The sequence below is a fragment of the Pseudomonas sp. 2 genome, assembly GCF_056627435.1.
The window spans coordinates 187,019-212,109 of sequence record NZ_JBWXNG010000008.1 but is presented as its reverse complement, the minus strand read 5'-3'; the positions used below and the strand labels follow the sequence as shown (position 1 = coordinate 212,109).

The window sequence follows — 25,091 nt, the reverse complement described above, 5'->3', positions numbered from 1 at the left end:
ATGCGCGTCGCTCTGTATCAATGCCCGCCGTTGCCGCTAGACGTTCGCGGCAATCTGCAACGCCTGCAAACCCAGGCCATCGAGGCCGCGAAGCAAGGGGCGGCGCTGCTGGTCTGCCCGGAAATGTTCCTCAGCGGCTACAACATCGGTGCTAAGGCCGCCCGCGATCTGGCGCAAGCAGCCGATGGCCCTGCGGCCCAGGAAATTGCCGATATCGCGCGTACGAATGGTCTCGCCATTCTGTACGGCTATCCCGAGCTGAGCGCCGACGGGCAGATTTACAACGCCGTTCAGCTGATCGACGCGCAAGGCGTTAGCCGTTGTAACTACCGTAAGACGCATCTCTACGGCGAGCTGGACAAATCGATGTTCAGCGCAGGAGATGAGCATTTTCCGGTGGTGGATTTCGACGGCTGGAAGCTGGGATTTCTGATCTGCTACGACGTGGAGTTTCCCGAAAACACCCGGCGCCTGGCCCTGGCTGGCGCCGACCTGATTCTGGTGCCGACCGCCAACATGGCGCCCTATGACTTCGTCGCCGAAGTCACCGTGCGAGCGCGGGCATTCGAGAACCAGTGCTACCTGGTGTACGCCAACTATTGCGGCAGCGAAGGCGAGATTCATTACTGCGGGCTGAGCAGCATCTGCGCGCCAGATGGCCAGCAGATCGGGCTGGCAGGACAGGACGAAGCGCTGGTGGTGGCGGATCTGGACCGGCGGGTGATGAGTGAATCCCGGGCGATCAATACCTATTTCAAGGATCGCCGGCCGGAGCTCTATTCCCGGTTGAGCAGCTGAATCAGAACCCTGTAGGAGCGAATTTATTCGCGAAGGACGTTATGTCGATACATCTGCATCGGATGTACGAATGTTTCGCGAATGAATTCGCTCCTACAGGTGAATCACATCCGCTAGCATAATTGGCGTTGCCCAACCTTGCGGAACCCGTCATGCCGTCGCCCCACCCCGCCACCCACCGCCAACTCACGCTGCCCAACGGTTTGCGCGTGGCACTGTGTTGCGTACCGCGCCTGAAACGTTGCGCAGGGGCATTGCGGGTCGCGGCAGGCAGCCATGATGTATCGCCCGAGTGGCCGGGGTTGGCGCATTTTCTGGAGCATCTTTTCTTTCTTGGCACCGAGCGTTTTCCTGCCGAGCAGAACCTGATGGCCTACGTACAGCGTCACGGCGGGCAGCTCAATGCCAGCACTCGCGAGCGTGTCACCGATTTCTTTTTTGAACTGCCACCGCCTGTGTTTGCGCAGGGCCTTGAGCGGCTGTGCGAAATGCTCGCTCACCCGCGTATGACCCTGGCCGACCAGTTGCGGGAAAGGGAAGTCCTGCATGCCGAATTCATCGCCTGGTCGCGGGACAGCGCCTCCAGAGCGCAATCCGAACGGCTGCTGGCTCTGTCGCCGCATCATCCGTTGCGCTGGTTTCACGCGGGCAATCGATTCAGCTTGCCGGTACCCCGTCAGGCGTTTCAGCAGGCGCTGTGGGACTTTTACCGCACCTACTATCAGGCGGAGCAGATGACGTTGAGCCTGGCCGGGCCGCAGTCGCTGGATGAGTTGCAGGCATTGGCGCAGGCCCATGGTGGACTTTTCGCTCAAGGGCATCGGGTCGAGCAAGTAGCGCCACCTTTGTTGATGGATGGCCGGACCGGAAAGCCAGGTGAGCCTGATTCGCGGCGGATGCATCTGATGTTTGCGTGCGAAGGGCTGCCGGAGGGGTGTCAGCAGGCGGCAGAGTTTCTCTGCACCTGGATGAACAACGCGCAGCCCGGTGGATTGATTGCGCAGATGCGTGATCGGGGGTTGATTGAGTCGCTCAAGGTGGAGGTGGTTCATCAGTTTGCGGGGCAGATCCTGCTCGATATCGATGTTGTTATGGCCGACGCCATCGCGGGCAAGCGCGCTCCTACAGGGGATCGCGCCTTAGCTGTAGGAGCGCGCTTGCCCGCGAATGCGTCAGATCTGGCAACGCAGATTCAAGCGGTGGTTTTGAACTGGCTGGCCTTCTTCAAACCCCGCTACCACCCACTGCTCAGCGAATACGCGCTGCTCGAACAACGCCGCCTGGCCATGAGCGGCGCCCTTGCGCTCGCCCGCCATTACAGCGGCGATGCCGGAGAACCCGGCCTGTCCGGGCAAAGCATCCTTGCCTTGGATACCCTGCTCGAATCGCTAACGCCTGACACGCTGTTGCAGCCATTTCCGGCACGCGCTGAGGAATCACCTGACATCACCTGGCGCCTGCCCGAGCCCAACCCGTTTCTGCGCCCCACCCAAGCCATGTCAGCTCAGGCGGAATCGTTTCCAGCGTTCACCTTCGACACAAACCTCCCCGACACTGGCGAGAGTACGGTCTACCTGCGCTGGACCCTGCCCGCCCCTCAGCCAAAACTCGCGCAAATGCTGGCTCAGGGGCTCAAACCGCTGACGGCCGACGCCCTGCAAGCCGGTGTGACAGCAGCGTTCACGACGTACGGCAATCACTGGCAACTCAAACTCAGCGGCCTGGCCGAGCCGATTCCCTCGGTGCTGGAGGCTGCGCTGCAACAGCTCGCTCGTCCTGACGAGCAAACGCTGTCGCGCTACGGCCAGCCCGACGCTGAACCCGCGCCGATCCCGATTCGCCAGCTGCTCAAGACCCTGCCTGATCATTTTTTGAACAGCGCAACCACACAGGAAACCGAGGATCTGCAAAGCGTGTGGAACAGCGCGCGCTGGACCGGATTCGCAACGGGTTGCGACACAACGCTGTCGCACGCCCTGCAACGGGTGCCCGGCATACCCGATGAAACGCTGAACCCAGCACCCGCCCAAGCGTCAGGCAAACGCTGGCACACCGAACCGTCAGATTCGTCTGAAAATGCCGTGTTGCTGTTCTACCCGACGCCGTCGAATAGCCTAGAAGACGAGGCCATCTGGCGATTATTCGCACACAGGGTCCAGGCGCCCTTCTACCAACGTCTGCGGGTCGAGATGCAGTTGGGCTACGCGGTATTCAGCGGATTCCGACAGATCGCAGGGCAAGGCGGCCTGCTGTTCGGCGTGCAGTCCCCCGGCGCCAGCGTCGAGCAACTGGTCGAACACATCGAAAGCTTTCTGCAGACACTGCCGGAATTGATCGAGAAGGCCGATCTTGCCTCTGAGCTTGCCACATTGGTCAGCCAGACAGATCCGGCAGCGATGGAAACCCAGGCGGCCGCCGAGATGCTCTGGCAGGCGCACCTGTGCGGCCACGGCCCTGACTACCCCGGACGCCTGCAACATTCGTTTGCACATCTGCCAGCCGAGGCACTGAAATGCGCCGCCAGTCGGATAGCGCTACCCCAGACGCCCCGCCTGGTCTTGGCAAATCGCCCGGAGCCACGGGGCTAGCCGCCTGCAGCGAAGCGATCGTTGTCTGATCGGTAAAAATCTTTATCGGATATTTCATCATCGGAGCGGTGTTATTTTTAGTAACATAGCTGCCTAAGCATTTGAACGTCTCCTCTCGCAGGTGTACTAAAGATGTACTCACCCACCGCTGCATTAACCCAGAAGGAGTCTTTTATGTGGACTAAACCTGCTTACACTGATCTGCGTATCGGCTTTGAAGTCACCATGTACTTCGCAAGCCGTTGATTTCTGCGCGGTGAAAAGCCTCGGTTCGCCGGGGCTTTTTTGTTACAGCACTTATGATTTATGGCCACGCAGGCGGCCACTCGGCACGGAGTATTCATGCACATCCAGATTCTTGGTTCCGCCGCTGGCGGCGGTTTCCCACAATGGAACTGCAACTGCGTCAATTGCGCAGGTTTTCGTGACGGCAGCCTGCGGGCGCATGCGCGCACCCAGTCGTCCATCGCCCTGTCCGATGACGGCGTGAACTGGGTACTGTGCAACGCGTCTCCCGACATCCGCGCGCAGCTGCAAGGCTTTGCGCCCATGCAGCCCAATCGTGGCCTGCGTGACACCGGCATCAGCGCGATCATCCTGATGGACAGCCAGATCGACCACACCACCGGCCTGTTGAGCCTGCGTGAAGGCTGCCCGCATCAGGTCTGGTGCACCGACATGGTCCATGAAGACCTGAGCACTGGTTTCCCGCTGTTCAACATGCTCAAGCACTGGAACGGCGGCCTGGTGTGGAACCGCATCGAGCTTGCAGGCAGCTTCGTGATTCCTGCCTGCCCCAACCTGCGCTTTACGCCGTTTCCGCTGCGCAGCGCGGCGCCGCCCTACTCGCCGCACCGATTCGACCCACACCCGGGCGACAACATCGGGCTGATGGTCGAAGACACCAGAACCGGCGGCAAGCTGTTCTATGCACCGGGCCTGGGCAAGGTCGATGATGCCCTCATGGAAAAGATGAGCGGCGCCGACTGCCTGCTGGTGGATGGCACGATGTGGGACGACGACGAAATGCAGCGTCGCGGCGTCGGCACCCGCACCGGTACCGAAATGGGCCATCTGGCGCAAAATGGCCCCGGTGGCATGCTCGAAGTGCTGGAGAAGCTGCCGCGCCAGCGCAAGGTGCTGATCCACATCAACAACACCAACCCGATCCTCGACGAAGACTCGCCCGAGCGCGCGGAACTGGCGCGCCGTGAAGTGGAAGTGGCCTTCGACGGCATGAGTATCGAGTTGTAAGAAGCGGTAAATCAACGACTGTGGGAGTGAGCTTGCTCACGAAGGCGCGAGATCAGCCAGCATTTGTGGCCTCGTTAACGTATTCGTGAGCAAGCTCACTCCCACAGGATCCGCGACACATTCGTAGGAAAACTGCCGACATGAGCGAGCAAAAGCCCCTGGCCCCCGCCGAATTCGAACAGGCCCTGCGTGCCAAGGGCGCGTATTACCACATCCATCACCCGTACCACGTGGCGATGTATCAGGGCCGCGCCACCCGCGAGCAGATTCAGGGCTGGGTGGCCAACCGCTTCTACTATCAGGTGAACATCCCGCTCAAGGACGCCGCGATCCTGGCCAACTGCCCGGACCGCGAGATTCGCCGCGAGTGGATTCAGCGCCTGCTCGACCACGATGGCGCGCCCGGTGAAGACGGCGGCATCGAGGCCTGGCTGCGCCTGGGTCAGGCGGTCGGCCTGGATCCGGATCAACTGCGCTCGCAGGAATTGGTACTGCCCGGCGTACGATTCGCGGTCGATGCCTACGTCAACTTCGCCCGCCGCGCCAGCTGGCAAGAAGCTGCCAGCAGCTCGCTGACCGAACTGTTCGCGCCGCAGATTCATCAGTCGCGTCTGGACAGCTGGCCGCAGCACTATCCGTGGATCGACCCGGCAGGCTACGAGTATTTCCGCACCCGCCTGGGCCAGGCCCGTCGCGATGTGGAGCATGGTCTGACGATCACCCTGCAGCACTACACCACTTGGGAAAGCCAGCAGCGCATGCTGGAAATCCTGCAGTTCAAACTGGACATTTTGTGGAGCATGCTCGATGCCATGAGCATGGCTTACGAGCTCAATCGCCCGCCCTATCACAGCGTTACCGACCAGCGTGTCTGGCACAAAGGAATCGCCCTATGAGCTTCAATCGCGAACTCGTCCCCACCTGGCGCCGCGGCTATCGCTTTCAGTTCGAACCGGCGCAAAATGGCCATGTGCTGCTCTACCCGGAGGGCATGATCAAGCTCAACGAAAGCGCCGCCGAGATCGGCGGGCTGATCGATGGCCAGCGCAACGTCGGCGCGATCATTGCCCTGCTCGACGAGAAATTCCCCGGCGTTCCCGAGCTTGGCAGCGATGTCGAGCAATTCATGGAGGTCGCGCGTGCAGAACACTGGATCGAACTTGCCTGACGCTCCGGTAAAAGCGCCGGCGTCAGGCCAATCCGAAGTGTACATCCCGCCCACGCCCCCGGTCGGGCTGCCGCTGTGGCTGCTCGCAGAATTGACCTACCGCTGCCCGCTGCAATGTCCGTACTGCTCCAATCCGTTGGACTTCGCCAAACAGGGCCTGGAGCTGACAACCGAGCAGTGGTTCAAGGTCATGGCCGAGGCGCGGCAGATGGGGGCGGCGCAGATTGGTTTTTCTGGTGGCGAGCCGCTGGTTCGCCAGGACCTGGCAGTGCTGATCGCCGAAGCGCGACGGCTGGGCTTCTACACCAACCTGATCACCTCCGGCATCGGCCTGACTGAGCAGAAAATCATCGACTTCAAGGAAGCCGGCCTGGACCACATCCAGATCAGTTTCCAGGCCAGCGACGAGCAGGTGAACAACATGCTCGCCGGCTCGAAAAAGGCCTTCGCCCAGAAGCTGGAAATGGCCCGCGCGGTGAAGAAGCACGGCTATCCGATGGTGCTCAACTTCGTGACCCATCGGCACAACATCGACCGCATCGACAAGATCATCGAGCTGTGTGTGGCCTTGGAAGCAGACTTCGTCGAATTGGCCACCTGTCAGTTCTACGGCTGGGCACACCTGAACCGCGTGGGCCTTTTGCCGACCAAGGATCAGCTGGTGCGCGCCGAACGCATCACCAACGAATACCGCGAAAAACTCGCCGCCGAGAACCACCCGGTCAAACTGATCTTCGTCACCCCCGATTACTACGAAGAACGTCCGAAAGCCTGCATGAATGGCTGGGGCAATCTGTTCCTGACGGTCACGCCGGATGGCACTGCGCTGCCCTGCCATGGCGCGCGGCAGATGCCGATCCAGTTCCCCAATGTGCGCGACCACAGCATGCAACACATCTGGTATGACTCTTTCGGCTTCAATCGCTTTCGCGGTTACGAATGGATGCCCGAGCCGTGCCGTTCGTGCGACGAAAAGGAAAAGGATTTCGGCGGCTGCCGTTGCCAGGCGTTCATGCTCACGGGCGACGCCAGCAACGCAGACCCTGTGTGCAGCAAATCACAGCACCATGGCCTGATCACCCAAGCCCGCGACGAAGCCGAGTATGCTAGCCAGACCATCGAGCAACTGGCTTTCCGCAATGAACGAAACTCACGCCTCATCGCAAAATCCTGACCTGTTTTCTGCCGCCCAGGCTGTGGCGGCAGGCGTCGATTTCTCCGAGTTGAGCGTCAGTCCTGCCGGCCTTTTCTGGATCGAGTTCCGCCCGCAGGACGCGGCTTCACGCATCTGGCGCTGGGTTGATGGCGCCACCTCCTGCCTGACCCCGGACGGTTTCAGCGTTCGCACCCGGGTGTACGAATACGGCGGCGGCTCTTATTGCCTGACCGACGACGGACTGGTGTTCGTCAACGAGGCCGATCAGCAGCTTTACGTCCAGTCGTTCGACGCAGCAACCCCTCGGCAACTGACCCATAGCGAACAGCGTTTTGGCGACCTCAGTTTTTCCCGTGGGCAGGTGTTCGCCGTCGAGGAAGACCAGGACACTCACCGCTTGGTGAGCATCGATCTGGCAGACGGCAGGCGCGAAGTGCTGGCCGAAGGTGCGGATTTTTACGCCGCGCCGACCGTCAGCCCGAATGGCGAGCGGCTGGTCTGGATCGAGTGGTGGCGCCCGCATCAGCCCTGGACATCGACGCGGCTGCTGAGCGTCGAGCGCCTGGCCGACGGCACCTGGGGTCGTTCGCATTGCCTGGCCGGCGGGCTGGGCCTGGAAGCCTTGCAGCAGCCGCGCTTCGACAAGGCCGGCACGCTGTACTGCATCACCGACCGCGCCGGGTTCTGGCAGCCGTGGGTCGAAACCCTCGACGGCCTCAAGGCCCTGCCCGCCGCCAAGGCGGATCACGCCGGCGCACCTTGGCAAATGGGCGCTTCGAGCTGGCTGCCAGTGGGCGGCGGCGCGTATCTGGCGGCCTGGTCGGAGGATGGTATGGGCCTGCTCGGCCTACGCGCATCCGACAGTTCGATGGAAGATTTCAGCGGCCCCTACAGCCGTTTTCGCAGCCTGGCGATGGACGATGACTGCATCTACTGCATCGCCGCATCAGCCGTCAGCCCGGCCGCCGTCATTGCCGTCAATCGGCAGGACAAAACCCTTCAAGTGCTGGCAGGCGGCATCGCGCCGTTACCCGCAGAACGCATCAGCCGCCCACAACCGCTACGCTATCCAAGCGGAACAGCCGAGGCCCACGGCTACTTCTACCCTGCGATGAACGGCGACGAGACACCGCCGCTGGTAGTGTTCATCCACGGCGGCCCGACCTCAGCCTGCTACCCGGTGCTCGACCCGCGCATCCAGTACTGGACGCAACGGGGCTTTGCCGTGGCCGACCTCAACTACCGCGGCAGCACCGGCCTGGGCCGGGCGTACCGTCAGGCACTGTTTCTGGAATGGGGCGCAGTGGATGTCGAAGACGCCTGCGCGGTGGTCGGGCACCTGGCCGAACGCGGGCTGATCGACCCCACCAAGGCGTTTATCCGTGGCAGCAGTGCGGGTGGTTACACGACCCTGTGCGCGCTGGCGTTCAAGGACGTCTTCCGCGCCGGCGCCAGCCTGTATGGCGTGAGCGACCCGCTGGCGCTGGCCGAAGCCACGCACAAGTTCGAGGCGGATTATCTGGACTGGCTGATCGGCGATCCGGACATCGACATGGCGCGTTACAAAGAACGCACGCCGCTGTTGCATGCCGACTCAATCAAGGTACCGGTGATCTTCTTTCAGGGTGAGCTGGATAAGGTCGTCGTGCCGTCCCAGACCCGCGACATGCTCGACGCGTTGGTGCAGCGGGGCATCCCTGCCGAAGGCCATTTCTACCCCGAGGAGCGCCACGGGTTCCGCAAGGCCGAGAACCTGGCCCATGCGCTGGAGAGCGAGTGGGCGTTTTATCGCAAGGTCATCGATGGGTGAGGCAGGTCTGAGCAAGGCTGTTTTTTTTGTGGGAGCCGGCTTGCTGGCGAAAGCGTCAGTTCAGACACTGCAACGGTGAATGATCCACCGCATTCGCCAGCAAGCCAGCTCCCACGGCCTTCGGCCAGAATCCGACCACACAACGCCCGCTTATTTACGACTGGCAATGATGTAAACCGCGTGAATGATCCCCGGGAAGTAACCCAACAGCGTCAGCAGAATATTCAGCCAGAACGCGCCGCCAAATCCGACTTGCAGGAACACGCCCAGGGGTGGCAGCAAAATGGCGACAATGATTCGAATGAAATCCATGGGTGAGGCTCCTGATCGATAAGTGGCCTTTATGGCCTACACAGCTAATCGACTCTGGCGCGTGACAGGGGTTCCACGCTGCATATCAACAAGCCATCACCCTGCCGAAGCCCCCAAAAAAACGCCCCGCTCCCAGGGTTCCGGTGCGGGGCGAGGCGTACAGAACGCAAGACGGTATTCGGTCAGGCCAGCAAACCCGGCAAGTAAGGCATTGCCTGAGGTTTGGGTCTGGAAACGTGAGGCCGGTGGGTCGAGACCGGCTCCGGCACAAAGCCCGGCAAGCGGTCGAGTTCGGCCGTGCGGGCATGGCCGCGCACCAGCAGGGCAGCGCTGCGGGGGCTGCAATGGGAGTGATCGCCCAGCACCATGATGTCGGCCGTGACGCCGTAGGCCTCTTCGCACAGCAGCCCGCCCTGCTGGCCGGCGGTGCCGCGTGCATCGTTCAGGATCAGCAGGATGTTCAGCTCGCGACACAGCTTGGCCACGCCCTGCACGTACACCTGGGAAGCGGGAGTGACGACGCTCTGGCCCTGAATCGGTTCCAGCACAATGGCCACCGTACTGGAGTCGACCGCCGCATCCATGGCCACCAGGTCATTGAAGGCGACGCGCGTGCAACACGACGCCATGGATTCGATCAGCCCGTCGAATCGCCCGCCGCTGGCCAGCACCACGCCACATTTGCCACGGCGATGCCGTTCGCCCCACTGCTGAGCCAGCGCCATGGCCGCAGCGCAGGCCTCGGCCTCGCTGGCGAACAGCCCGGCATCATCACAAGCGGTGCGTTGGCGCAGGCGCTGCAGGGGCGATAACAGCGAAGGGCCGGAAGCCTCATGCGGATTTTTCGCTTTACCTATGTAAACACCCTTGGCACCGGCTCTGATCATCGCGTCGTATCGCTCTGTAACCCTCGTGAGTTGCGCGTAGACTAAGGGCCATCGGCCACAACGGCCATTTCGATTTTCCAGCCATTTCGATAAGTATCACTTATGGATTTTCGCCAACTGCGCTATTTCGTCGCGGTCTATGAAGAAGGCCATGTGGGCCGTGCGGCCGAACGCCTTTCGTTGTCGCAGCCGGCGCTCTCCCAGCAGATCCGTCTGCTGGAGCACAGCCTGGACGTCAGCCTGTTCGAACGCAGCAGCAAACGCCTGTTGCCGACTCTGGCCGCGCACACCCTGTACAACCACGCCGTGCCGCTGCTCGAAGGCATGCAGCGGGCGCGGGATGCGCTGCGCAACTTCAAGGGCCAATCCCAGCGAACGCTGGCGATCGGCGTGATGCAGACTGTGCATTCGAGCCTGGTGCCGCAGATGCTCGAACACGTGCGCAAGGCCCAGCCGCATCTGGTGGTGCAGATCTACGAGTTGAGCGCGATGGAGATCGAGCGGCGCCTGCTCAATGGCTCGCTCGACATCGGCATCAGTTATCTGCCGCCTCGCCAACCGGGCCTGCACGGCATGTTGCTGTACGAGGACGAACTCAAACTGGTGATCCCGGCCAATCATCCGCTGCGCGAATTCAAGAAGGTTTCGATGAGCCAGGCGGCGGAAATCCCGATGCTGTTGCTGGGCGAGGAATTCCAGGTGCGGCAGATCTGGCAGACACAACTGGCCAATCTGGGCCGACGCCCCCACGTTCAGGCCGAGCTGAACAACATGGCGGGGATTCTCGACAGCCTCACCCACATGAAGCTTGCGACGGTGTTGCCGGGGCGGGCACAGAACATTCAGGAAGAGGTGGAGCTGCTGTGGAAACCGCTGAGCGAGCCTCGGGTGCCGCTGCAGATTGGCCTGGTGTATCGGGATGCACAACGACAACAGGCGACGCTTGAGTTGCTCAAGTCGGTGCTCGATGAAGTGGAAAACCCCAAACCCGCCGCGTTCTCAAGGGGCTGAGACAAGCACGGAATTTCCAGGGAGCAGATAAAAGAAAACCCCGCCTAAGCGAGGTTTTCCAGACTGTTTCCCTGTGACTTCCCTTTCGTCCCGCCGACCCTGGCAGGTATTCCCTACGTGTCCGTGTTATCTGTTTGCGCATCCTGCGCGACGTCCATGTGTGTAGATTAAACTTGGATCCATTACCGCGAAAGAGCTAATTGCCAGCACGTCATGTAAGCAAATGCTTACACGAATGCCTCAGGCTCAGAATTGCGCGGCGTCCAGCAGATACAACGATTCGCTACCCGCCTTCACCGATGCTGCAAGTGATTGAATCCGCGGCAAAAGACGCGCGAAATAGAAGCGCGCGGTGCCCATCTTGCTGGCGTAGAAATCTTCCTGGGCTTCTTTGCCCTGCGCGGCCTTGGCCGACATCGCCCACATGTAGGCGTAAGCGACGTATCCGAAAACGTGCAGATACTCGACCGACGCCGCGCCGATTTCGTTCGGGTTGCTGCGTGCGCGGTCCAGGACCCAGTTGGTCAATTCATCGAGCGTGGTCAGCGCTGCACCCAGTGGCTTGGTGAATTCGGCCAGCGATGCATCAGAAGCATCGACAAACTGCCGGATCTCGTCACTGAACAGCCTGTAGAAAGCGCCGCCGCTAGCCACGACCTTGCGCCCCATCAGGTCCAGCGCCTGAATGCCGTTGGTGCCTTCGTAGATCTGGGTGATGCGCACATCGCGCACCAATTGCTCCTGGCCCCACTCGCGAATATAGCCGTGGCCGCCAAACACCTGCTGGCCGTGAACGGTGGTTTCCAGCCCGGCGTCGGTGAGGAAGGCCTTGGCTACTGGAGTCAGCAATGCCACCAGCGAGTCGGCGCGCTGGCGCACGTCGGCATCGTCGCTGTATTTGGCGGTGTCCAGTTGCATCGCGACATAGGTCGAGAACGCGCGGCCGCCTTCGTTCAGCGCTTTCATGGTCAGCAGCATGCGGCGCACGTCCGGGTGGACGATGATCGGGTCGGCGATAGTGTCTTTCGACTGGGCACCGGTCGGCGCGCGGCTCTGCAGGCGGTCGCGAGCGTATTCGATGGCGTTCTGATAGGACCGCTCGCCCGACGCCAGACCCTGAATGCCGACGCCCAGACGCTCGTAGTTCATCATGGTGAACATCGCCGCCAGGCCCTTGTTCGGCTCGCCCACCAGGTAGCCCTCGGCCTGATCGAAGTTCATCACGCAGGTCGCCGAGGCCTGGATGCCCATCTTGTGCTCGATGGAGCCGCAGGAAACGCTGTTGCGCGCGCCCAGGCTGCCGTCGTCATTGACCAGGATTTTTGGCACCAGAAACAGCGAAATGCCCTTCGGCCCTGCCGGTGCATCTGGCAGCTTGGCCAGCACCAGATGAATGATGTTTTCAGTCAGGTCGTGTTCGCCACCGGTGATGAAGATCTTGGTGCCACTGATCTTGTAGGCACCGTCGACCTGCGGCTCGGCCTTGGTGCGGATGATGCCCAGGTCCGTGCCGGCGTGGGCTTCGGTCAGGCACATGGAGCCGGCCCAGATGCCGGCATACATGTTCGGCAGGAATTTGTTTTTCAGCGTTTCGCTGGCGTGGGTGTTGATCGACACGCAGGCGCCGGAAGTCAGCATCGGGTACAGGCCGAACGCCAGGCTCGACGAGTTGACCATTTCCTCGACCTGCGCCGACACCGCCTTGGGCATGCCCATGCCGCCGAACTCAGGGTTGCCGCCAACGCCCACCCAGCCGCCCTCGGCGTAGGTCTTGTAGGCCTGGACGAACCCGGCCGGCGTGGTGACCACGGTGTCTTTCCAGTGGCAGCCTTCTTCGTCGGCGGCGCGGCTCAGGGGCGCGACGGATTTGCTGGTGACCTTGCCCGCTTCCTCGAGAATGGCTTCGACGGTTTCGGCGTCCACCACTTCGGACAATTCGGGCAGCGAGGCCCAGAGCTTCGAGACTTCGAACACTTCGTTGAGGACGAAGCGCATATCGCGCAGCGGCGCTTTGTAGTCAGCCATGGCAAACCTCGCAAACAGCAGCAGATAACCCGGGAAAGAGACGTCGCACTCATCTTGCGACGTCCATGTGTCAGTTGATCCCGAGTGTACAGGAACACCATTTGCGACACATAGGGTCAAGTCATGACCATTTATCTAATTATGGTCACAAATAAATGACAGTAATTTCCAGGCCTTCACCGGGAAGTGAAGACCTGACAATTACTGAGGGAGAGGAAAAAATCAGCCCGCGACGGCGGTTCTGACGGCGCCGCGCTTGGTGGTCTGGCCGTGGGCAACCACGCAGTTACGGCCTGCGCCTTTGGCGGCATAGAGCGCCTGGTCGGCGGCCTTGAGGACTTCTTCGGGGTTGCGGTGTTCCGGCTGGCGTTCGGCCACCCCCATGCTCACCGTCACCGACACGGTCGAAGCCTGGGAACTTGCACGGCGCTGACGGCCTTGCTGGTCGTCCTGCGGGCGGCTTTCCTGGTTGCGCAGGTGAATGGCGTAGACCGCGATGGTCTCGCGAATCGCCTCCAGGTGCGGCATGCATTCTTCCAGGGTCTTGCCGGCGAAGACGATGGCGAATTCCTCGCCACCGTAGCGATATGCGCGCCCGCCGCCGTTGGTGATCTTCGACAGCTTGCTGGCCACCAGGCGCAGCACCTGGTCGCCGACGTCGTGGCCGTGGGTGTCGTTGAATTTCTTAAAGTGGTCGACGTCACTCATCGCCAGCACATAGTTACGCCCCAGGCGCTGCATGCGTTCGTTGAGCGCACGTCGGCCCGGCAGGCCGGTCAGCTCGTCGCGGAAGGCCATCTGATAGGCCTCGTGCGCCACCGCCGACGCCAGCATCAGCATCACTTGGCTGCACATGATGTTCAGGGTGAACGGCAGGATGAAGGTCTTGGGCAGCGCCCAGAACAGCCCCAACAAACCCACCAGTTGCGCAGCGTGCATGGGGCGTGGCTTGCGCACGTACTGGAAGATCAGCACGCCGAAGGCGATCAGGAAGGTGGCGTAGGACAGCTGGATCAGGCTCATCCACTCGCCGTGCAAGGCTGGCCAGCGGATGTCGGCGAGCCAGGCGAGCAGGCTTTCCGGAAAACTCTGCTCAAGTCCCAGCGCCACGCTGCCCACGGCGACGAACACCGCCAGACGCGCCACCAAGTCCTGAAACAGATGGGTGCGTTCCTCCCAGGCGGCGTACAGCGCGTACATTACCGGCAGCAACAGGCAACAGAGGTGGAAGATCACGGCGGCGTCTTCACGCACCTTGCCGTTGTCGCGGTAATAGTCGGTCTGGGTGTCGAGCAGAAAGTAGGCGACGTACACCGTAATCATCAGAAACAGTTCGCGCTGGCGTTTGTACACGCCGCAATACGCACCGCCGAGCAAAAGCACCAGAGTTGGCAGTACGTTGAACAGGGAAGTGAAAAACACGTTCAGGTCTTTTACGTAGGCAGCGGCGAGGCCGGCGAGCAGCAACCCCAGTGACGGTAAAAAATGGCTGAGACGTGCGGCGGATGGGCGCTGCAAGAGGAAGATCTCCTACCCGTGTGAAGCGAGTTCAAATCAAATGGCATTGTGCCTTTATCGGCGGGCCAGCAGATTTGATGAGGAGAATTTGTGCGCTGGATCACTGTTTTTTGCGCATGTCGAAGGTTCAACGAACTTCTGTAGGAGCGAATTCATTCGCGAAAAATATGACAGGCGACACATCTGCGTCGCCTGTCCGATTCTTCGCGAATGAATTCGCTCCTACAGGGAATCTGCGTATCACTTGAGAACAAAAAGCCGCCAATCCCGAAAGACTGGCGGCTTTGAGGTAAAGCGCTCTGCCGACTCAGTAAGCCAGGCCGAAGTGCTCTTCGTTCATGTCCATCAGGTTGTTGGCGCCCGACAGCATGGCCGCCACGTGGGTGCGGGTACGCGGCAGGATGCGCTGGAAGTAGAAGCGCGCGGTCTGCAGCTTGGCGGTGTAGAACGCCTCTTCGGTGGTGCCGGCGGCCAGTTTCTCGGCAGCCAGGCGCGCCATGTCGGCCCAGAAGTAGGCCAGGCAGGCGTAACCGGAGAACATCAGGTAATCCACCGACGCAGCGCCGACTTCCTCGCGATCCTTCATGGCGGCCATGCCGACCTTCATGGTCAGTTCGCCCCACTCTTTGTTCAGCGCAGCCAGTGGCGCGACGAACTCGCTGACGGCTTCGTTGCCTTCCTGGGCCTGGCAGAACTTGTGCACGATCTTGGTGAAGCCCTTGAGCGCTTCGCCCTGGGTCATCAGCACCTTGCGACCCAGCAGGTCGAGGGCCTGAACACCGGTGGTGCCTTCGTACAGCATCGAGATGCGGCTGTCGCGAACGTTCTGCTCCATGCCCCACTCGGCGATGAAGCCGTGGCCGCCGTAGATCTGAATGCCGTGGTTGGCGGACTCGAAACCGACTTCGGTCATGAACGCCTTGGCGATCGGGGTCATGAACGCCAGCAGGCCATCGGCGGCTTTCTTGGAGTCGGCGTCTTCGCTGTATTTAACGATGTCGACCTGCTTGGCGGTGAAGTACACCATCGCGCGGGTGCCTTCGGCGAAGGCTTTCATGGTCAACAGCATGCGACGCACGTCAGGGTGGACGATGATCGGGTCAGCGGCCTTGTCCGGCGCTTTCGGGCCGGTCAGGGAACGCATCTGCAGACGCTCGCGAGCGTATTTCAGGCCGCCCTGGAAGCCGATTTCGGCATGAGCCAGGCCTTGCAGTGCAGTACCCAGACGCGCGGTGTTCATGAAGGTGAACATGCAGTTCAGGCCTTTGTTCGGCGGGCCGATCAGGAAACCTGTGGCGCCGTCGAAGTTCATCACGCACGTGGCGTTGCCGTGGATGCCCATCTTGTGTTCCAGCGATCCGCAGTTCACGGCGTTGCGCTGGCCAATGCCGCCTTCGGCGTTCGGCAGGAATTTCGGCACGATGAACAGCGAGATGCCTTTGGTGCCCGCAGGCGCATCAGGCAGGCGGGCCAGCACGATGTGGACGATGTTGTCGGCCATGTCGTGTTCGCCAGCGGAAATGAAAATCTTGGTGCCGGAGACCTTGTACGAACCATCAGCCTGAGGCTCGGCCTTGGTGCGCAGCATGCCCAGGTCGGTGCCGCAGTGCGGTTCGGTCAGGCACATGGTGCCGGTCCACTCGCCCGACACCAGCTTGGTCAGGTAAGCCTCTTGCTGCTCGGGCGTGCCGTGCTCGGAGATGGTGTTCATCGCGCCGTGGGACAGGCCCGGGTACATGCCCCACGACCAGTTGGCCTCGCCGACCATTTCGCTGACCGCAAGGCCCAAAGACTCCGGCAGACCCTGACCGCCATGGGCGACGTCATGGGCCAGGCTCGGCCAGCCGCCTTCGACGAACTGCTTGTAGGCTTCCTTGAAGCCGGTCGGGGTTTTCACGCCGGACTCGCTCCAGGTGCAGCCTTCGGTATCACCCACGCGGTTCAGCGGAGCCAGCACCTGCTCACAGAACTTGGCGCCTTCCTCGAGAATGGCGTCGACCATGTCAGGCGTGGCGTCCTGGCAGGCGGGCAGACTCTGATAGTGCGCTTCGTAGCCGAGCAGTTCGTCACGAACGAAGCGAATATCACGCAAGGGGGCCTTGTAGTCCGGCATAGCGATAAACCTCTGCTGATGAATCCTGGATTGGGATGACCGTTGAGTCACGGTGGGGACGGGCCCCTGCGCCGACGATGAAATGCTCGAACGTCGATCAAACACATGTTTGAAACATACGTTTACGCCAAAACCCTGTCAAGGGTGCGCCACAAACCTTTCATCCAGCCGAGAAAAATCTCACGTTCCAGAGCGGTCCGGTGATGGGGACATTACGTTCAGTCTAGTTGAGCGGGCAGGCGAAAACGCCGAGGCAAGGCCGCGATTCGGTCGTGTGATAGGGCGTTATTCAGGAAGGATGTTGCAAGAGATGACGTGCGCCGCAGCGCACGTTCAAGCGGGGTGCAGCAATTGAATCAGGCGTAGGTGTCAATCAGCGTGCCGAGCATTTCGTCACTGGCCTTCTCGACCTTGACGCCGGCCTGCACCTGGATGCGGCCCTGGGTCAGCTCGACAACATTGGTCGCCATGTCCGAACGCTGAGGGCGATCCACCGAGCGCAGACGCTCGAGCTGGAAATCCGAAGACTGGCTGCGGCCCGACACTTCCGTGGCCGGACTGGCCAGTTGGGTAGCGGCCTGATCGACACGGTCCTGCCCCACCTGAATGGCGGAAAGGCCTGGATACAGCGTGTTGTTCAGTGAAATCTGCATGTCCACGATCCTCTGTTCATAAAACGAACAGCCAGCATTGAAACAGACGACGCCGGAAAACGCCCGTCAAAAACAATAATGGCATCGGGCCGGCTAATAGAGCTGGCCGGATTCAACGTTGAAACGTTACTGACTGGCGACCGTTAAATGTGGCGCCCGGTGACACCCGGTGCCAGAAAACGGTGCAGCCCGAAACAGTTCGAATCATTACCTTAACCGGTCCGCGCCCGCCCCGCCTCATTGCAGGCCCGGAACTGTGCAGTGGCGCACATCCTGCATCCTGTGTTGAAGTGCTCCCCCATGGATCTGTCGTCGAACGCTTCCCATGCGCCCAAAGGAACTGAAACACTGGACCAGCGGCATCGCCCATCTTCTCGGCCATCCGGGAGGCGCGGCGCGTCTGGCCGGCTTGAGCCAGTGGCTCAAGCAGATCGCTCCGGTCGACCATTTCGTGCTGTTCGTCTACGAGGGCAACCACCGCCCGCTGGCGCTGTTCGATACCTTCCCGCCAGACAAACGCAAGATCTACGTCGACGACTACCAGTGCGGCCCTTACCTGCTCGACCCCTTTTATCTGGCCTGCACCCGCAAGCAGCCGCCAGGCCTGTGGCGCCTGCGCCAGTTCGCACCGGACCACTTCTACCTCAGCGAGTATTACCTGGCCTATTACCAGCAAACCGGGCTGGCCGAGGAAGTGGCGTTTTTCGTCGACCTGGGCGGCGATGCCATGGCCGTGCTGTCGCTGATGCGCGCCACCGCCAGCTGCGCGTTCAGCCGCGACGAACTGCAATGGATGGAATGCGCTCAGCCGATTGTCGAGCAAGTGATCAGCGAAGCCTGGGGCCAGCATCGCGCGCAGCAGCCGCGCTCGCCTCAGGACCTGGATTACAAGGTTCACGCTGCTTTCGATCATTTTGGCGATCACATTCTCACCGGTCGTGAACAGGAAATCGTTCGCCTGTTGCTGCGCGGCCACTCCAGCGCGTCGGTAGCCGAACAGCTGGCGATCAGCCCGGGCACGGTGAAGATTCATCGCAAGAACATCTACGCCAAGCTGGGCATTGGCAGCCAGGCGGAGCTGTTGGGGTTGTTCATTCGTGAATTGACCGGGCCGGATATCGCCGCGTCTGCGTAAACACATTCCCCTTGTAGGAGCCGGCTTGCTGGCGAATGCGATGGGGCAGTCAACATGGATGTGTCTGACACACCGCTTCGCCAGCAAGCCGGCTCCTACAGGGGCGATATCGAGAAAACTCAGAAAACGACTCTATCCCCCAAGGGATATATACACCGCAAAACCGCGATTGTTAGTTTGGCCTCCATCGCAGCGAACCCTGCACCCGAATGCGAGAGCCTCTGATGAACGACAGTCGCCATGAAAACGATATCGAGTTCTGCAACGTCGAGAAGCACTACGGCAACCTCAAGGCCGTCAACAACCTGAGCTTTCAGGTCAAGCGCGGCACCTTTCATTCCTTTCTCGGCGGCTCGGGCTGCGGCAAGACCACCACCCTGCGCATGATCGCAGGCTTCGATCAGCCCACGGTCGGCGAGGTGCGGCTGGCCGGCAAGAACGTGGCGGGCGTGCCGGCTTACCAGCGGCCGGTGAACATGGTGTTCCAGCACTACGCGCTGTTCCCGCACATGACCGTTGCGCAAAACATCGCCTACGGCCTGCGTTATCTGACCCCGCGCCCGGACAAGAAAGAGCAGCAGCACCGCGCCGACGAAGCGCTGGAAATGGTTCGCCTCTCAGGCCTGGGCCATCGCAAGCCGAGCGAGCTGTCCGGCGGGCAGCAACAGCGTGTGGCACTGGCCCGCGCGCTGGTGAACAAACCCACCGTATTGTTGCTCGACGAGCCCTTGGCTGCGCTGGATCGCAAGCTGCGCAAGGAGATGCAATCCGAGCTGCTGCGCCTGCAGCGCGAAGTCGGCATCACCTTCGTGCTTGTCACCCACGATCAGGAAGAAGCGCTGTCGATGAGCGACAGCATCAGCGTGATGCACAGCGGCTCGATCATCCAGACCGCTTCCCCCGAACAACTCTACGAAGCTCCGGCCACCCGCTACGTGGCCGACTTCATCGGTGAGTCGAACCTGTTCAACGGCACCGTGCGCCAGGTGCAGGGCAATTCGGCGCTGCTGCGCACCGAGCAGGGCATCGAACTGAGCAGCCCGCTGACGCCCAACGGCGCGGCCCTGAGCGCCAACACCGAAGGCTGCATCGCGGTGCGTCCGGAGCTGATCGACATCGCAGCCCAAGGCAGCCTGCAAGGTCGCGACGTGACCCTGGATGGCTGCGTCGAGGATCGCATCTATCTGGGCAACATCACCGAATACCGGGTGCGCACCCAGCCCTTCGGCATCGTCTGCGTGCGGGTGCCGCGCCAGCATGGCTCGGGCACCCAAGGCGGATTCGACACGACGGGTTTCGAGCACGGCGCGGCAGTGCAGGTGGGCTGGAACAACGCCAGCGGCCTGGCCATGGCGCTATGACTTTCTGACCCTATGACTCACGCGGCAAGGATCAAAGCGCTTCACATCATTCAATGAACGGGGAGAATGCCATGGACCAGAAGACCTTTATCAAGACGATGCGCAGCTGGCAGAACGGCTCGATCACCCGCCGCGACTTTCTCGGGCGCACCGGCCTTGGCATCGCGGCAGCAGTGGTCGCCACCAACATGCCCGGCCTGCTGGCGGGCAGCGCAAGCTCGACCGCGTTCGGCGCCGAGAAAAGCATCGGTGACCGCCTGGGCCTGGCGACCTGGCCGAACTATCACAGCCAGGAAAACCTCGACAACTTCGCCAAGACCACCGGCGCCCGGGTGTCCATGAGCGTGTTCGGCTCCAACGAAGAAATGCTCGCCAAACTGCAGGCCGGCGGCAGCGGCTGGGACGTTCTGGTGCCGACCAACTACACCATCAGCACCTACGTGAAGCTGGGCCTGATCGAGCCGCTGGACCTGTCGCGCATCCCAAACTTCGACGCCTCGGCTTTCCAGGAAAAATTCATGGCCCAGGGCACCGTCGACGGCAAGGTGTATGCCGTGCCGAAAAACTGGGGCACCACCGGCATGGCCTACGACAGCGCCAAGCTCAAGGCCAAACCAGCGTCGTGGAAGGAATTCTGGGAAGTCGCCAAGGACCAGGCCGATGGCCGCACCATGGTCCACGACTATCAACTGACCGCCATCGGCAACGCGCTGAAATCCTTCGGCTACAGCTTCAACTCGCTGGACCCCAAAGAGCTGGCCGATGCCGAGAAACTGCTGATCGAGGTCAAGCCACACCTGTTCGCCATCAACTCCGACATCCAGCCATCGATGCGCAGCGGCGATGCGATTCTGGCGATGTCCTGGACCGGCGATGCGTCTCAGCTGCACCGCGACATTCCGTCGATGGTCTACGCGCTGGGCAGCGAAGGCGGCGAGCTGTGGAGCGATTTCTTCGCGATCCCGAAAAGCGCCGAGCACAAGGACGCGTCCTACGCCTTCATCAATTACCTGCTCGACCCGCAGCACAACAAGCTGGAAGTGCTGAGCCACGGCTACCCCAGCGGAGACAAGCGCGTCGATGCCCTGCTGCCCACGGCGATGCTCAACGACCCGATCATGTACCCGGCCGCCGAGCACCTGAGCCCGCTGGAATTCGGTGCCGCCGCGACGCTGACCAGCCCGGCCCGCGCCGAACTGATGGCGCGCTTCAAGTCCGCCTGATCGTCGGCAACGACACACCGTCATGAGCCAGAAGGAACCGCACATGGATGCCGTCATCCCCAACGACGCACGTCGCGCTGCCAACGGCGCGAGCGCTGCCGATATCGAGCGCGCGCAAACCCGGCGGCGCAGCCTGGGCCGGCGCATCACCCTGCTGATGCTGCTGCCGTCGACCCTGTGGTTCCTGCTGCTTCTGGTCATGCCGCTGGTGATCATTCTGGTCTTCAGTTTTGGCGAGCGCAGTGCCGTCGGCGGTTACGCGGGCGGCATCACCCTGGCCAATTACCTGAACCTGGGGTCGCGCGCCGCGGCGTTCGGCAACACCCTGGTGCTGGCGCCGCTGGGCACCCTGGTGTGCCTGCTGGCGGCGTATCCGTTGGCGTACTTTCTCGCGGTCAAGGCGGGCCGAAGCCGTTCATTGTTGCTGACGCTGGTGATCGTGCCGTTCTGGACCAGCTTTCTGATTCGCACCTACGCCTGGATCTTCATTCTCAGCGGCAAGGGCATTCCGGCGCTGCTGGCCAGCGTCGGGCTCGACGACGTGCGGCTGATCAACACGCCTTATGCGGTGCTGATCGGCATCGTCTACGGCTACCTGCCGCTGATGGTGTTCCCGATCTACGTCAGCCTGGAAAAACTCGACAAGCGCCTGCTGGAAGCCTCGGCGGACCTGGGCGCCAGCGCCTTCGAGAGTTTCCGCCGGATCACCCTGCCGCTCTCGGCGCCGGGGATCATCACCGGGGTGATGCTGGTGTTCATCCTGCTGATGGGCGAGTTCCTGATTCCGGCCGTGCTCGGCGGCGGCAAGGTGTTCTTCGTCGGCAACGCGCTGGTCGACCTGTTCCTGCAATCGCGCAACTGGCCGTTCGGCAGTGCGCTGGCGATGACGCTGGTGGCGATGATGCTGCTGATCATCGGCGTCTATCTCAAACTGGTGGCCCGCTACGGCGGCAAACCTGGCGAAGGAGCGCTCTGACATGTGGTTGCGCACTTACTCCACTTCGCTGTACCTGTTTCTCTACCTGCCGATCGCCCTGATCATGCTGTTCAGCTTCAACGCCGGGCGCAGCGGGCTGGCCTTTGAATGCTGCTCGGTGCAGTGGTTCGGCCGGGCCTTTGGCAACCCGTTCATCATGGAAGCGCTGGGCAACAGCGCGCTGATCGCCAGCTGTTCGGCGGTGCTGGCTACGGTCTTCGGCACCCTGGCGGTGTTCGGCCTGCAACGGGCCGGGCGCAAGATCCGCCTGCTGTTCGACGCCCTGACCTACTGCGCGATCATCATCCCCGGCATCGTCATCGGTATCTCGACCCTGATCGCCTTCATCAGCCTGTTCGACATCATCAACCCGCTGCTGGCGCAACTGGCGCCGAGCCTGCCCAAGCTGAACATGGGCTTCTTCACGGTGGTCGCCGCGCATTCGCTGTTCACCATGGCGCTGGTCATGGTGATCGTGCGCAGCCGCGTCGACTCGCTGGACAAAGCCTTGCAGGAAGCGTCCGCCGATCTCTACGCCCCGCCGCTGGAAACCTTCTGGCGCGTGACGCTGCCGCAGATCACCCCGGCGATCATGGCCGGGTTCCTGTTGGCGTTCACCTTCAGCTTCGACGATTTCATCATCGCCTTTTTCGTCGCGGGCCCCGAAACCACGCTGCCGATCTACATCTTCTCGTCGATCCGCCGGGGCGTGACACCGGAAATCAACGCGGTCTCCACCGTGATCATCTGCGCCTCGCTGGCGCTGCTGTTCACCTCCCGCTATCTGCAGAATCGCCGCACAGGAGCCTCACATGCGTGATCAGTTGTACATCAACGGCGAGTGGGTAAGCCCCGACCTGGGCGGCTACATGGACGTGATCGACCCGGCGACCGAACAGACTCTGCAACGGGTGGCGGCGGGCACCGAGGAAGACATCGACCACGCCGTGCGCGCCGCCCGCCGCGCCTTCGAAAGTGACTGGGGGCAGACCACCGGCGCCGAGCGAGCAGTATGGCTGGAGAGCCTGGCCGACGAGCTGCAGGCCTCGCAGGAAGCGCTGGCAGTCCTGGAAGTGCACGACAACGGCAAGCCGCTGCCCGAAGCGCAATGGGACATCGGCGATGCGATCGCCTGCTTTCGTTACTACGCAGGCCTGGCCCGGCAACTGGACGGGCGCCAGGATCAGCCGCTGGCGCTGCCGGACGAGCGTTTCCGCTGCCGCACGCGCCTGGAACCGGTCGGCGTCGCGGGGCAGATCATTCCGTGGAATTACCCGCTGCTGATGGCCGCGTGGAAAGTCGCGCCAGCCCTGGCGGCAGGCGCCACCGTGGTGCTCAAGCCGTCGGAGCTGACGCCCCTCACCGCGCTGGAGCTGGCTGCTGCCGCCGACCGCATCGGCCTGCCCGCCGGCGTGCTCAACGTGGTGACCGGGCTCGGCGCAGACGCGGGCAGCCCGCTGACGCTGCACCCCGGCGTCGACAAACTGGCCTTCACCGGCAGCGTGCCCACGGGCGCGAAAATCATGTCGGCGGCGGCCAGCGACATCAAGAACATCAGCCTGGAGCTGGGCGGCAAGTCGGCGTTCATCGTGTTCGACGACGCCGATGTCGAGGCGGCGGTGGAGTGGATTCTGTTCGGGATCTTCTGGAACCAGGGCCAGGTGTGCAGTGCCACGTCGCGCCTGCTGGTGCAGGAGAGCATCGCGCCCCGGCTGATCGAGCGGCTGGTGGAAGAAACCCGCAAGATCAGCATCGGCCAGGGGCTCGAACCCGGTGTGTTGCTGGGCCCGCTGGTCAGCCGCGGGCAGTACGAAAAAGTGCTGGGCTTCGTCGACCAAGGCAAGGCCAGCGGCGCGAGACTGCTCACGGGGGGCAAGCGGCCAGGGCATCTTGAACGTGGGTATTTCATGGAGCCGGCGATCTTCGATGAGCCCGCGCATAACAGCATCGTCTGGCGCGAGGAAATCTTCGGCCCGGTGCTGTGCATCAAGCGTTTCAAAGACGAAGAACAGGCCGTGCAGATGGCCAATGCCAGCCGCTTCGGTCTGGCTGCCGCGGTGATGAGCGCCGACCCGCAACGTGCGACGAGAGTGGCCAACCGGCTGAGGGCCGGCATCGTCTGGGTCAACTGCTCGCAGCCGACCTTCGTCGAAGCGCCCTGGGGCGGCATGAAACACAGCGGCATCGGCCGGGAGTTGGGGCAGTGGGGGCTGGATAATTATCTGGAGGTCAAGCAGGTGACCGAGTACGTCAGCGAGCAGGCTTGGGGGTGGTACCTGCGGTGACTGGGCAAGCCCGCTCCTACAGGATCGATATTCACTAGAGATGCCTAATCCAGCAACTCCAGATGCAAATGCTCGGCAATCATCTCCGGCGTCGCCTTTTTCATGTGCGGCACACGCCCCAGGCAGGGCGCGGGCAGGCGCTCGGCCAGGGTGGCGAGGTTTTCTTCGAGCCGCGAGGTCTTGGGGTCGATGATGTTGGCCACCCAGCCCGCCAGTTGCAGGCCGTCGTTGGCGATGGCTTCGGCCGACAGCAGCGCGTGGCTGATGCAGCCCAGCCGCACGCCCACCACCAGGATCACCGGCAAGCCCAGGGCGATCGCAAGGTCAGAGAGGTTGGCCTGATCGGCCAGCGGCACACGCCAGCCGCCCGCGCCTTCGATCAGGGTGAAATCGGCCTTCTTGTCGAGGATATGGCGCATCGGCACCAGCAACGATTGCACGGTCAGAGCAACGCCGGCTTCCCGCGCAGCCAGGTGCGGCGCGATGGGTGGCTCGAAGGCGATGGGGTTGACCTCGTCGTAGGTCAGCTCGATCGAGCATTCGGCGCGCAAGGCCACGGCGTCGGAGTTGCGCAGGCCCTGAGGCTTGATGTCGCAGCCCGAGGCCACGGGCTTGCCGGCCGCCGTGCTCAGGCCGCCAAGGCGCGCCGCATGCAGCAGCCCGGTGGCAATGGTGGTCTTGCCCACATCGGTATCGGTTCCCGCGATGAAATACGCAGCACTCATCTTGGCGACCATCCATTCAGATATTTCAAAGCTTTTCCTTACCTGCTTACCCACTCAACTATAGCGTTCGTGCGAACGATGCTCGCAAAACCG

The 25,091-nt window shown here is 62.0% G+C and carries 22 protein-coding genes; 15 read left to right on the top strand and 7 right to left on the bottom strand.

Translation table 11 applies throughout. The features are described 5' to 3' along the window. From AC1MEK_RS15775 to AC1MEK_RS15740, 8 genes are all read left to right on the top strand, one after another. Positions 1-798 carry a carbon-nitrogen hydrolase family protein gene (locus tag AC1MEK_RS15775; RefSeq protein WP_480397222.1) on the top strand — a complete coding sequence of 266 codons (798 nt, stop codon included), beginning with the start codon at positions 1-3 and terminating at the stop codon, positions 796-798. A gap of 152 nt (positions 799-950) precedes the next feature. Further along, a complete protein-coding gene (gene pqqF / locus AC1MEK_RS15770) occupies positions 951-3,386 on the top strand; it encodes a pyrroloquinoline quinone biosynthesis protein PqqF (protein ID WP_480397221.1) in 2,436 nt (811 codons plus the stop codon). Between the two features lie 174 nt (positions 3,387-3,560). Then, entirely contained in the window at positions 3,561-3,632 is a 72-nt protein-coding gene (gene pqqA / locus AC1MEK_RS15765; RefSeq protein WP_008365141.1) for a pyrroloquinoline quinone precursor peptide PqqA, read from the top strand. Positions 3,633-3,728: 96 nt separating this feature from the next. Further along, the gene (gene pqqB, locus AC1MEK_RS15760) at positions 3,729-4,640 is read left to right on the top strand and encodes a pyrroloquinoline quinone biosynthesis protein PqqB (protein ID WP_480397220.1); all 912 of its coding nucleotides are present in this window, start codon (positions 3,729-3,731) and stop codon (positions 4,638-4,640) included. A 140-nt stretch (positions 4,641-4,780) separates the two neighbouring features. Next, on the top strand, positions 4,781-5,536 hold the full coding sequence (gene pqqC / locus AC1MEK_RS15755) for a pyrroloquinoline-quinone synthase PqqC (protein WP_480397219.1): 756 nt from the start codon (positions 4,781-4,783) through the stop codon (positions 5,534-5,536). Further along, positions 5,533-5,808 carry a pyrroloquinoline quinone biosynthesis peptide chaperone PqqD gene (gene pqqD / locus AC1MEK_RS15750; RefSeq protein ID WP_480397218.1) on the top strand — a complete coding sequence of 92 codons (276 nt, stop codon included), beginning with the start codon at positions 5,533-5,535 and terminating at the stop codon, positions 5,806-5,808. Before pqqC ends, pqqD begins: the two co-directional genes overlap by 4 nt. After that, a complete protein-coding gene (pqqE, locus tag AC1MEK_RS15745) occupies positions 5,801-6,982 on the top strand; it encodes a pyrroloquinoline quinone biosynthesis protein PqqE (protein ID WP_480397282.1) in 1,182 nt (393 codons plus the stop codon). The genes pqqD and pqqE overlap by 8 nt, the downstream gene beginning before the upstream one ends. After that, a complete protein-coding gene (locus AC1MEK_RS15740) occupies positions 6,948-8,774 on the top strand; it encodes a S9 family peptidase (RefSeq protein WP_480397217.1) in 1,827 nt (608 codons plus the stop codon). The genes pqqE and AC1MEK_RS15740 overlap by 35 nt, the downstream gene beginning before the upstream one ends. Before the next feature lie 150 nt (positions 8,775-8,924). On the opposite strand, the gene AC1MEK_RS15735 is transcribed toward AC1MEK_RS15740, so the two are convergent. Next, on the bottom strand, positions 8,925-9,086 hold the full coding sequence (locus tag AC1MEK_RS15735; RefSeq protein ID WP_480397216.1) for a YqaE/Pmp3 family membrane protein: 162 nt from the start codon (positions 9,084-9,086) through the stop codon (positions 8,925-8,927). A gap of 182 nt (positions 9,087-9,268) precedes the next feature. Continuing rightward, positions 9,269-9,973: an aminotransferase class III-fold pyridoxal phosphate-dependent enzyme gene (locus tag AC1MEK_RS15730; RefSeq protein ID WP_480397215.1), complete on the bottom strand. Its 705-nt coding sequence runs from the start codon at positions 9,971-9,973 to the stop codon at positions 9,269-9,271. A 102-nt stretch (positions 9,974-10,075) separates the two neighbouring features. On the opposite strand from AC1MEK_RS15730, the gene AC1MEK_RS15725 reads away from it, so the two are divergent. Next, entirely contained in the window at positions 10,076-10,984 is a 909-nt protein-coding gene (locus tag AC1MEK_RS15725) for a LysR family transcriptional regulator (protein WP_480397214.1), read from the top strand. 246 nt (positions 10,985-11,230) lie between these two features. Here the strand turns inward: AC1MEK_RS15725 and AC1MEK_RS15720 are convergent, their stop codons facing one another. The 4 genes from AC1MEK_RS15720 to AC1MEK_RS15705 form a co-directional block, all read right to left on the bottom strand. Beyond that, on the bottom strand, positions 11,231-13,009 hold the full coding sequence (locus AC1MEK_RS15720; protein ID WP_480397213.1) for an acyl-CoA dehydrogenase C-terminal domain-containing protein: 1,779 nt from the start codon (positions 13,007-13,009) through the stop codon (positions 11,231-11,233). Positions 13,010-13,231: 222 nt separating this feature from the next. After that, positions 13,232-14,527 carry a GGDEF domain-containing protein gene (locus AC1MEK_RS15715; protein ID WP_480397212.1) on the bottom strand — a complete coding sequence of 432 codons (1,296 nt, stop codon included), beginning with the start codon at positions 14,525-14,527 and terminating at the stop codon, positions 13,232-13,234. Between the two features lie 307 nt (positions 14,528-14,834). Continuing rightward, positions 14,835-16,640 (bottom strand): phenylacyl-CoA dehydrogenase, encoded by a 1,806-nt coding sequence (locus tag AC1MEK_RS15710; protein WP_480397211.1) that lies wholly within the window; start codon positions 16,638-16,640, stop codon positions 14,835-14,837. A 356-nt stretch (positions 16,641-16,996) separates the two neighbouring features. After that, positions 16,997-17,293: a pyrroloquinoline quinone biosynthesis protein PqqE gene (locus AC1MEK_RS15705; protein WP_480397210.1), complete on the bottom strand. Its 297-nt coding sequence runs from the start codon at positions 17,291-17,293 to the stop codon at positions 16,997-16,999. A 325-nt stretch (positions 17,294-17,618) separates the two neighbouring features. On the opposite strand from AC1MEK_RS15705, the gene AC1MEK_RS15700 reads away from it, so the two are divergent. From AC1MEK_RS15700 to AC1MEK_RS15675, 6 genes are all read left to right on the top strand, one after another. Then, positions 17,619-18,428 carry a helix-turn-helix transcriptional regulator gene (locus AC1MEK_RS15700; protein ID WP_480397209.1) on the top strand — a complete coding sequence of 270 codons (810 nt, stop codon included), beginning with the start codon at positions 17,619-17,621 and terminating at the stop codon, positions 18,426-18,428. Between the two features lie 224 nt (positions 18,429-18,652). Then, positions 18,653-19,789 (top strand): ABC transporter ATP-binding protein, encoded by a 1,137-nt coding sequence (locus AC1MEK_RS15695; RefSeq protein WP_480397208.1) that lies wholly within the window; start codon positions 18,653-18,655, stop codon positions 19,787-19,789. Positions 19,790-19,860: 71 nt separating this feature from the next. Next, complete coding sequence (locus tag AC1MEK_RS15690; protein ID WP_480397207.1) at positions 19,861-21,012, top strand: ABC transporter substrate-binding protein; 1,152 nt, start codon at positions 19,861-19,863, stop codon at positions 21,010-21,012. Between the two features lie 22 nt (positions 21,013-21,034). Continuing rightward, on the top strand, positions 21,035-21,988 hold the full coding sequence (locus AC1MEK_RS15685) for an ABC transporter permease (protein WP_480397206.1): 954 nt from the start codon (positions 21,035-21,037) through the stop codon (positions 21,986-21,988). Position 21,989: 1 nt separating this feature from the next. Next, positions 21,990-22,808 (top strand): ABC transporter permease, encoded by an 819-nt coding sequence (locus tag AC1MEK_RS15680; protein WP_480397205.1) that lies wholly within the window; start codon positions 21,990-21,992, stop codon positions 22,806-22,808. Beyond that, on the top strand, positions 22,801-24,273 hold the full coding sequence (locus AC1MEK_RS15675; protein WP_480397204.1) for an aldehyde dehydrogenase family protein: 1,473 nt from the start codon (positions 22,801-22,803) through the stop codon (positions 24,271-24,273). Before AC1MEK_RS15680 ends, AC1MEK_RS15675 begins: the two co-directional genes overlap by 8 nt. A gap of 44 nt (positions 24,274-24,317) precedes the next feature. On the opposite strand, the gene bioD is transcribed toward AC1MEK_RS15675, so the two are convergent. Further along, positions 24,318-24,998, bottom strand: a complete 681-nt coding sequence (gene bioD, locus AC1MEK_RS15670) for a dethiobiotin synthase (RefSeq protein ID WP_480397203.1) — start codon at positions 24,996-24,998, stop codon at positions 24,318-24,320. Between the last annotated feature and the right edge of the window lie 93 nt (positions 24,999-25,091).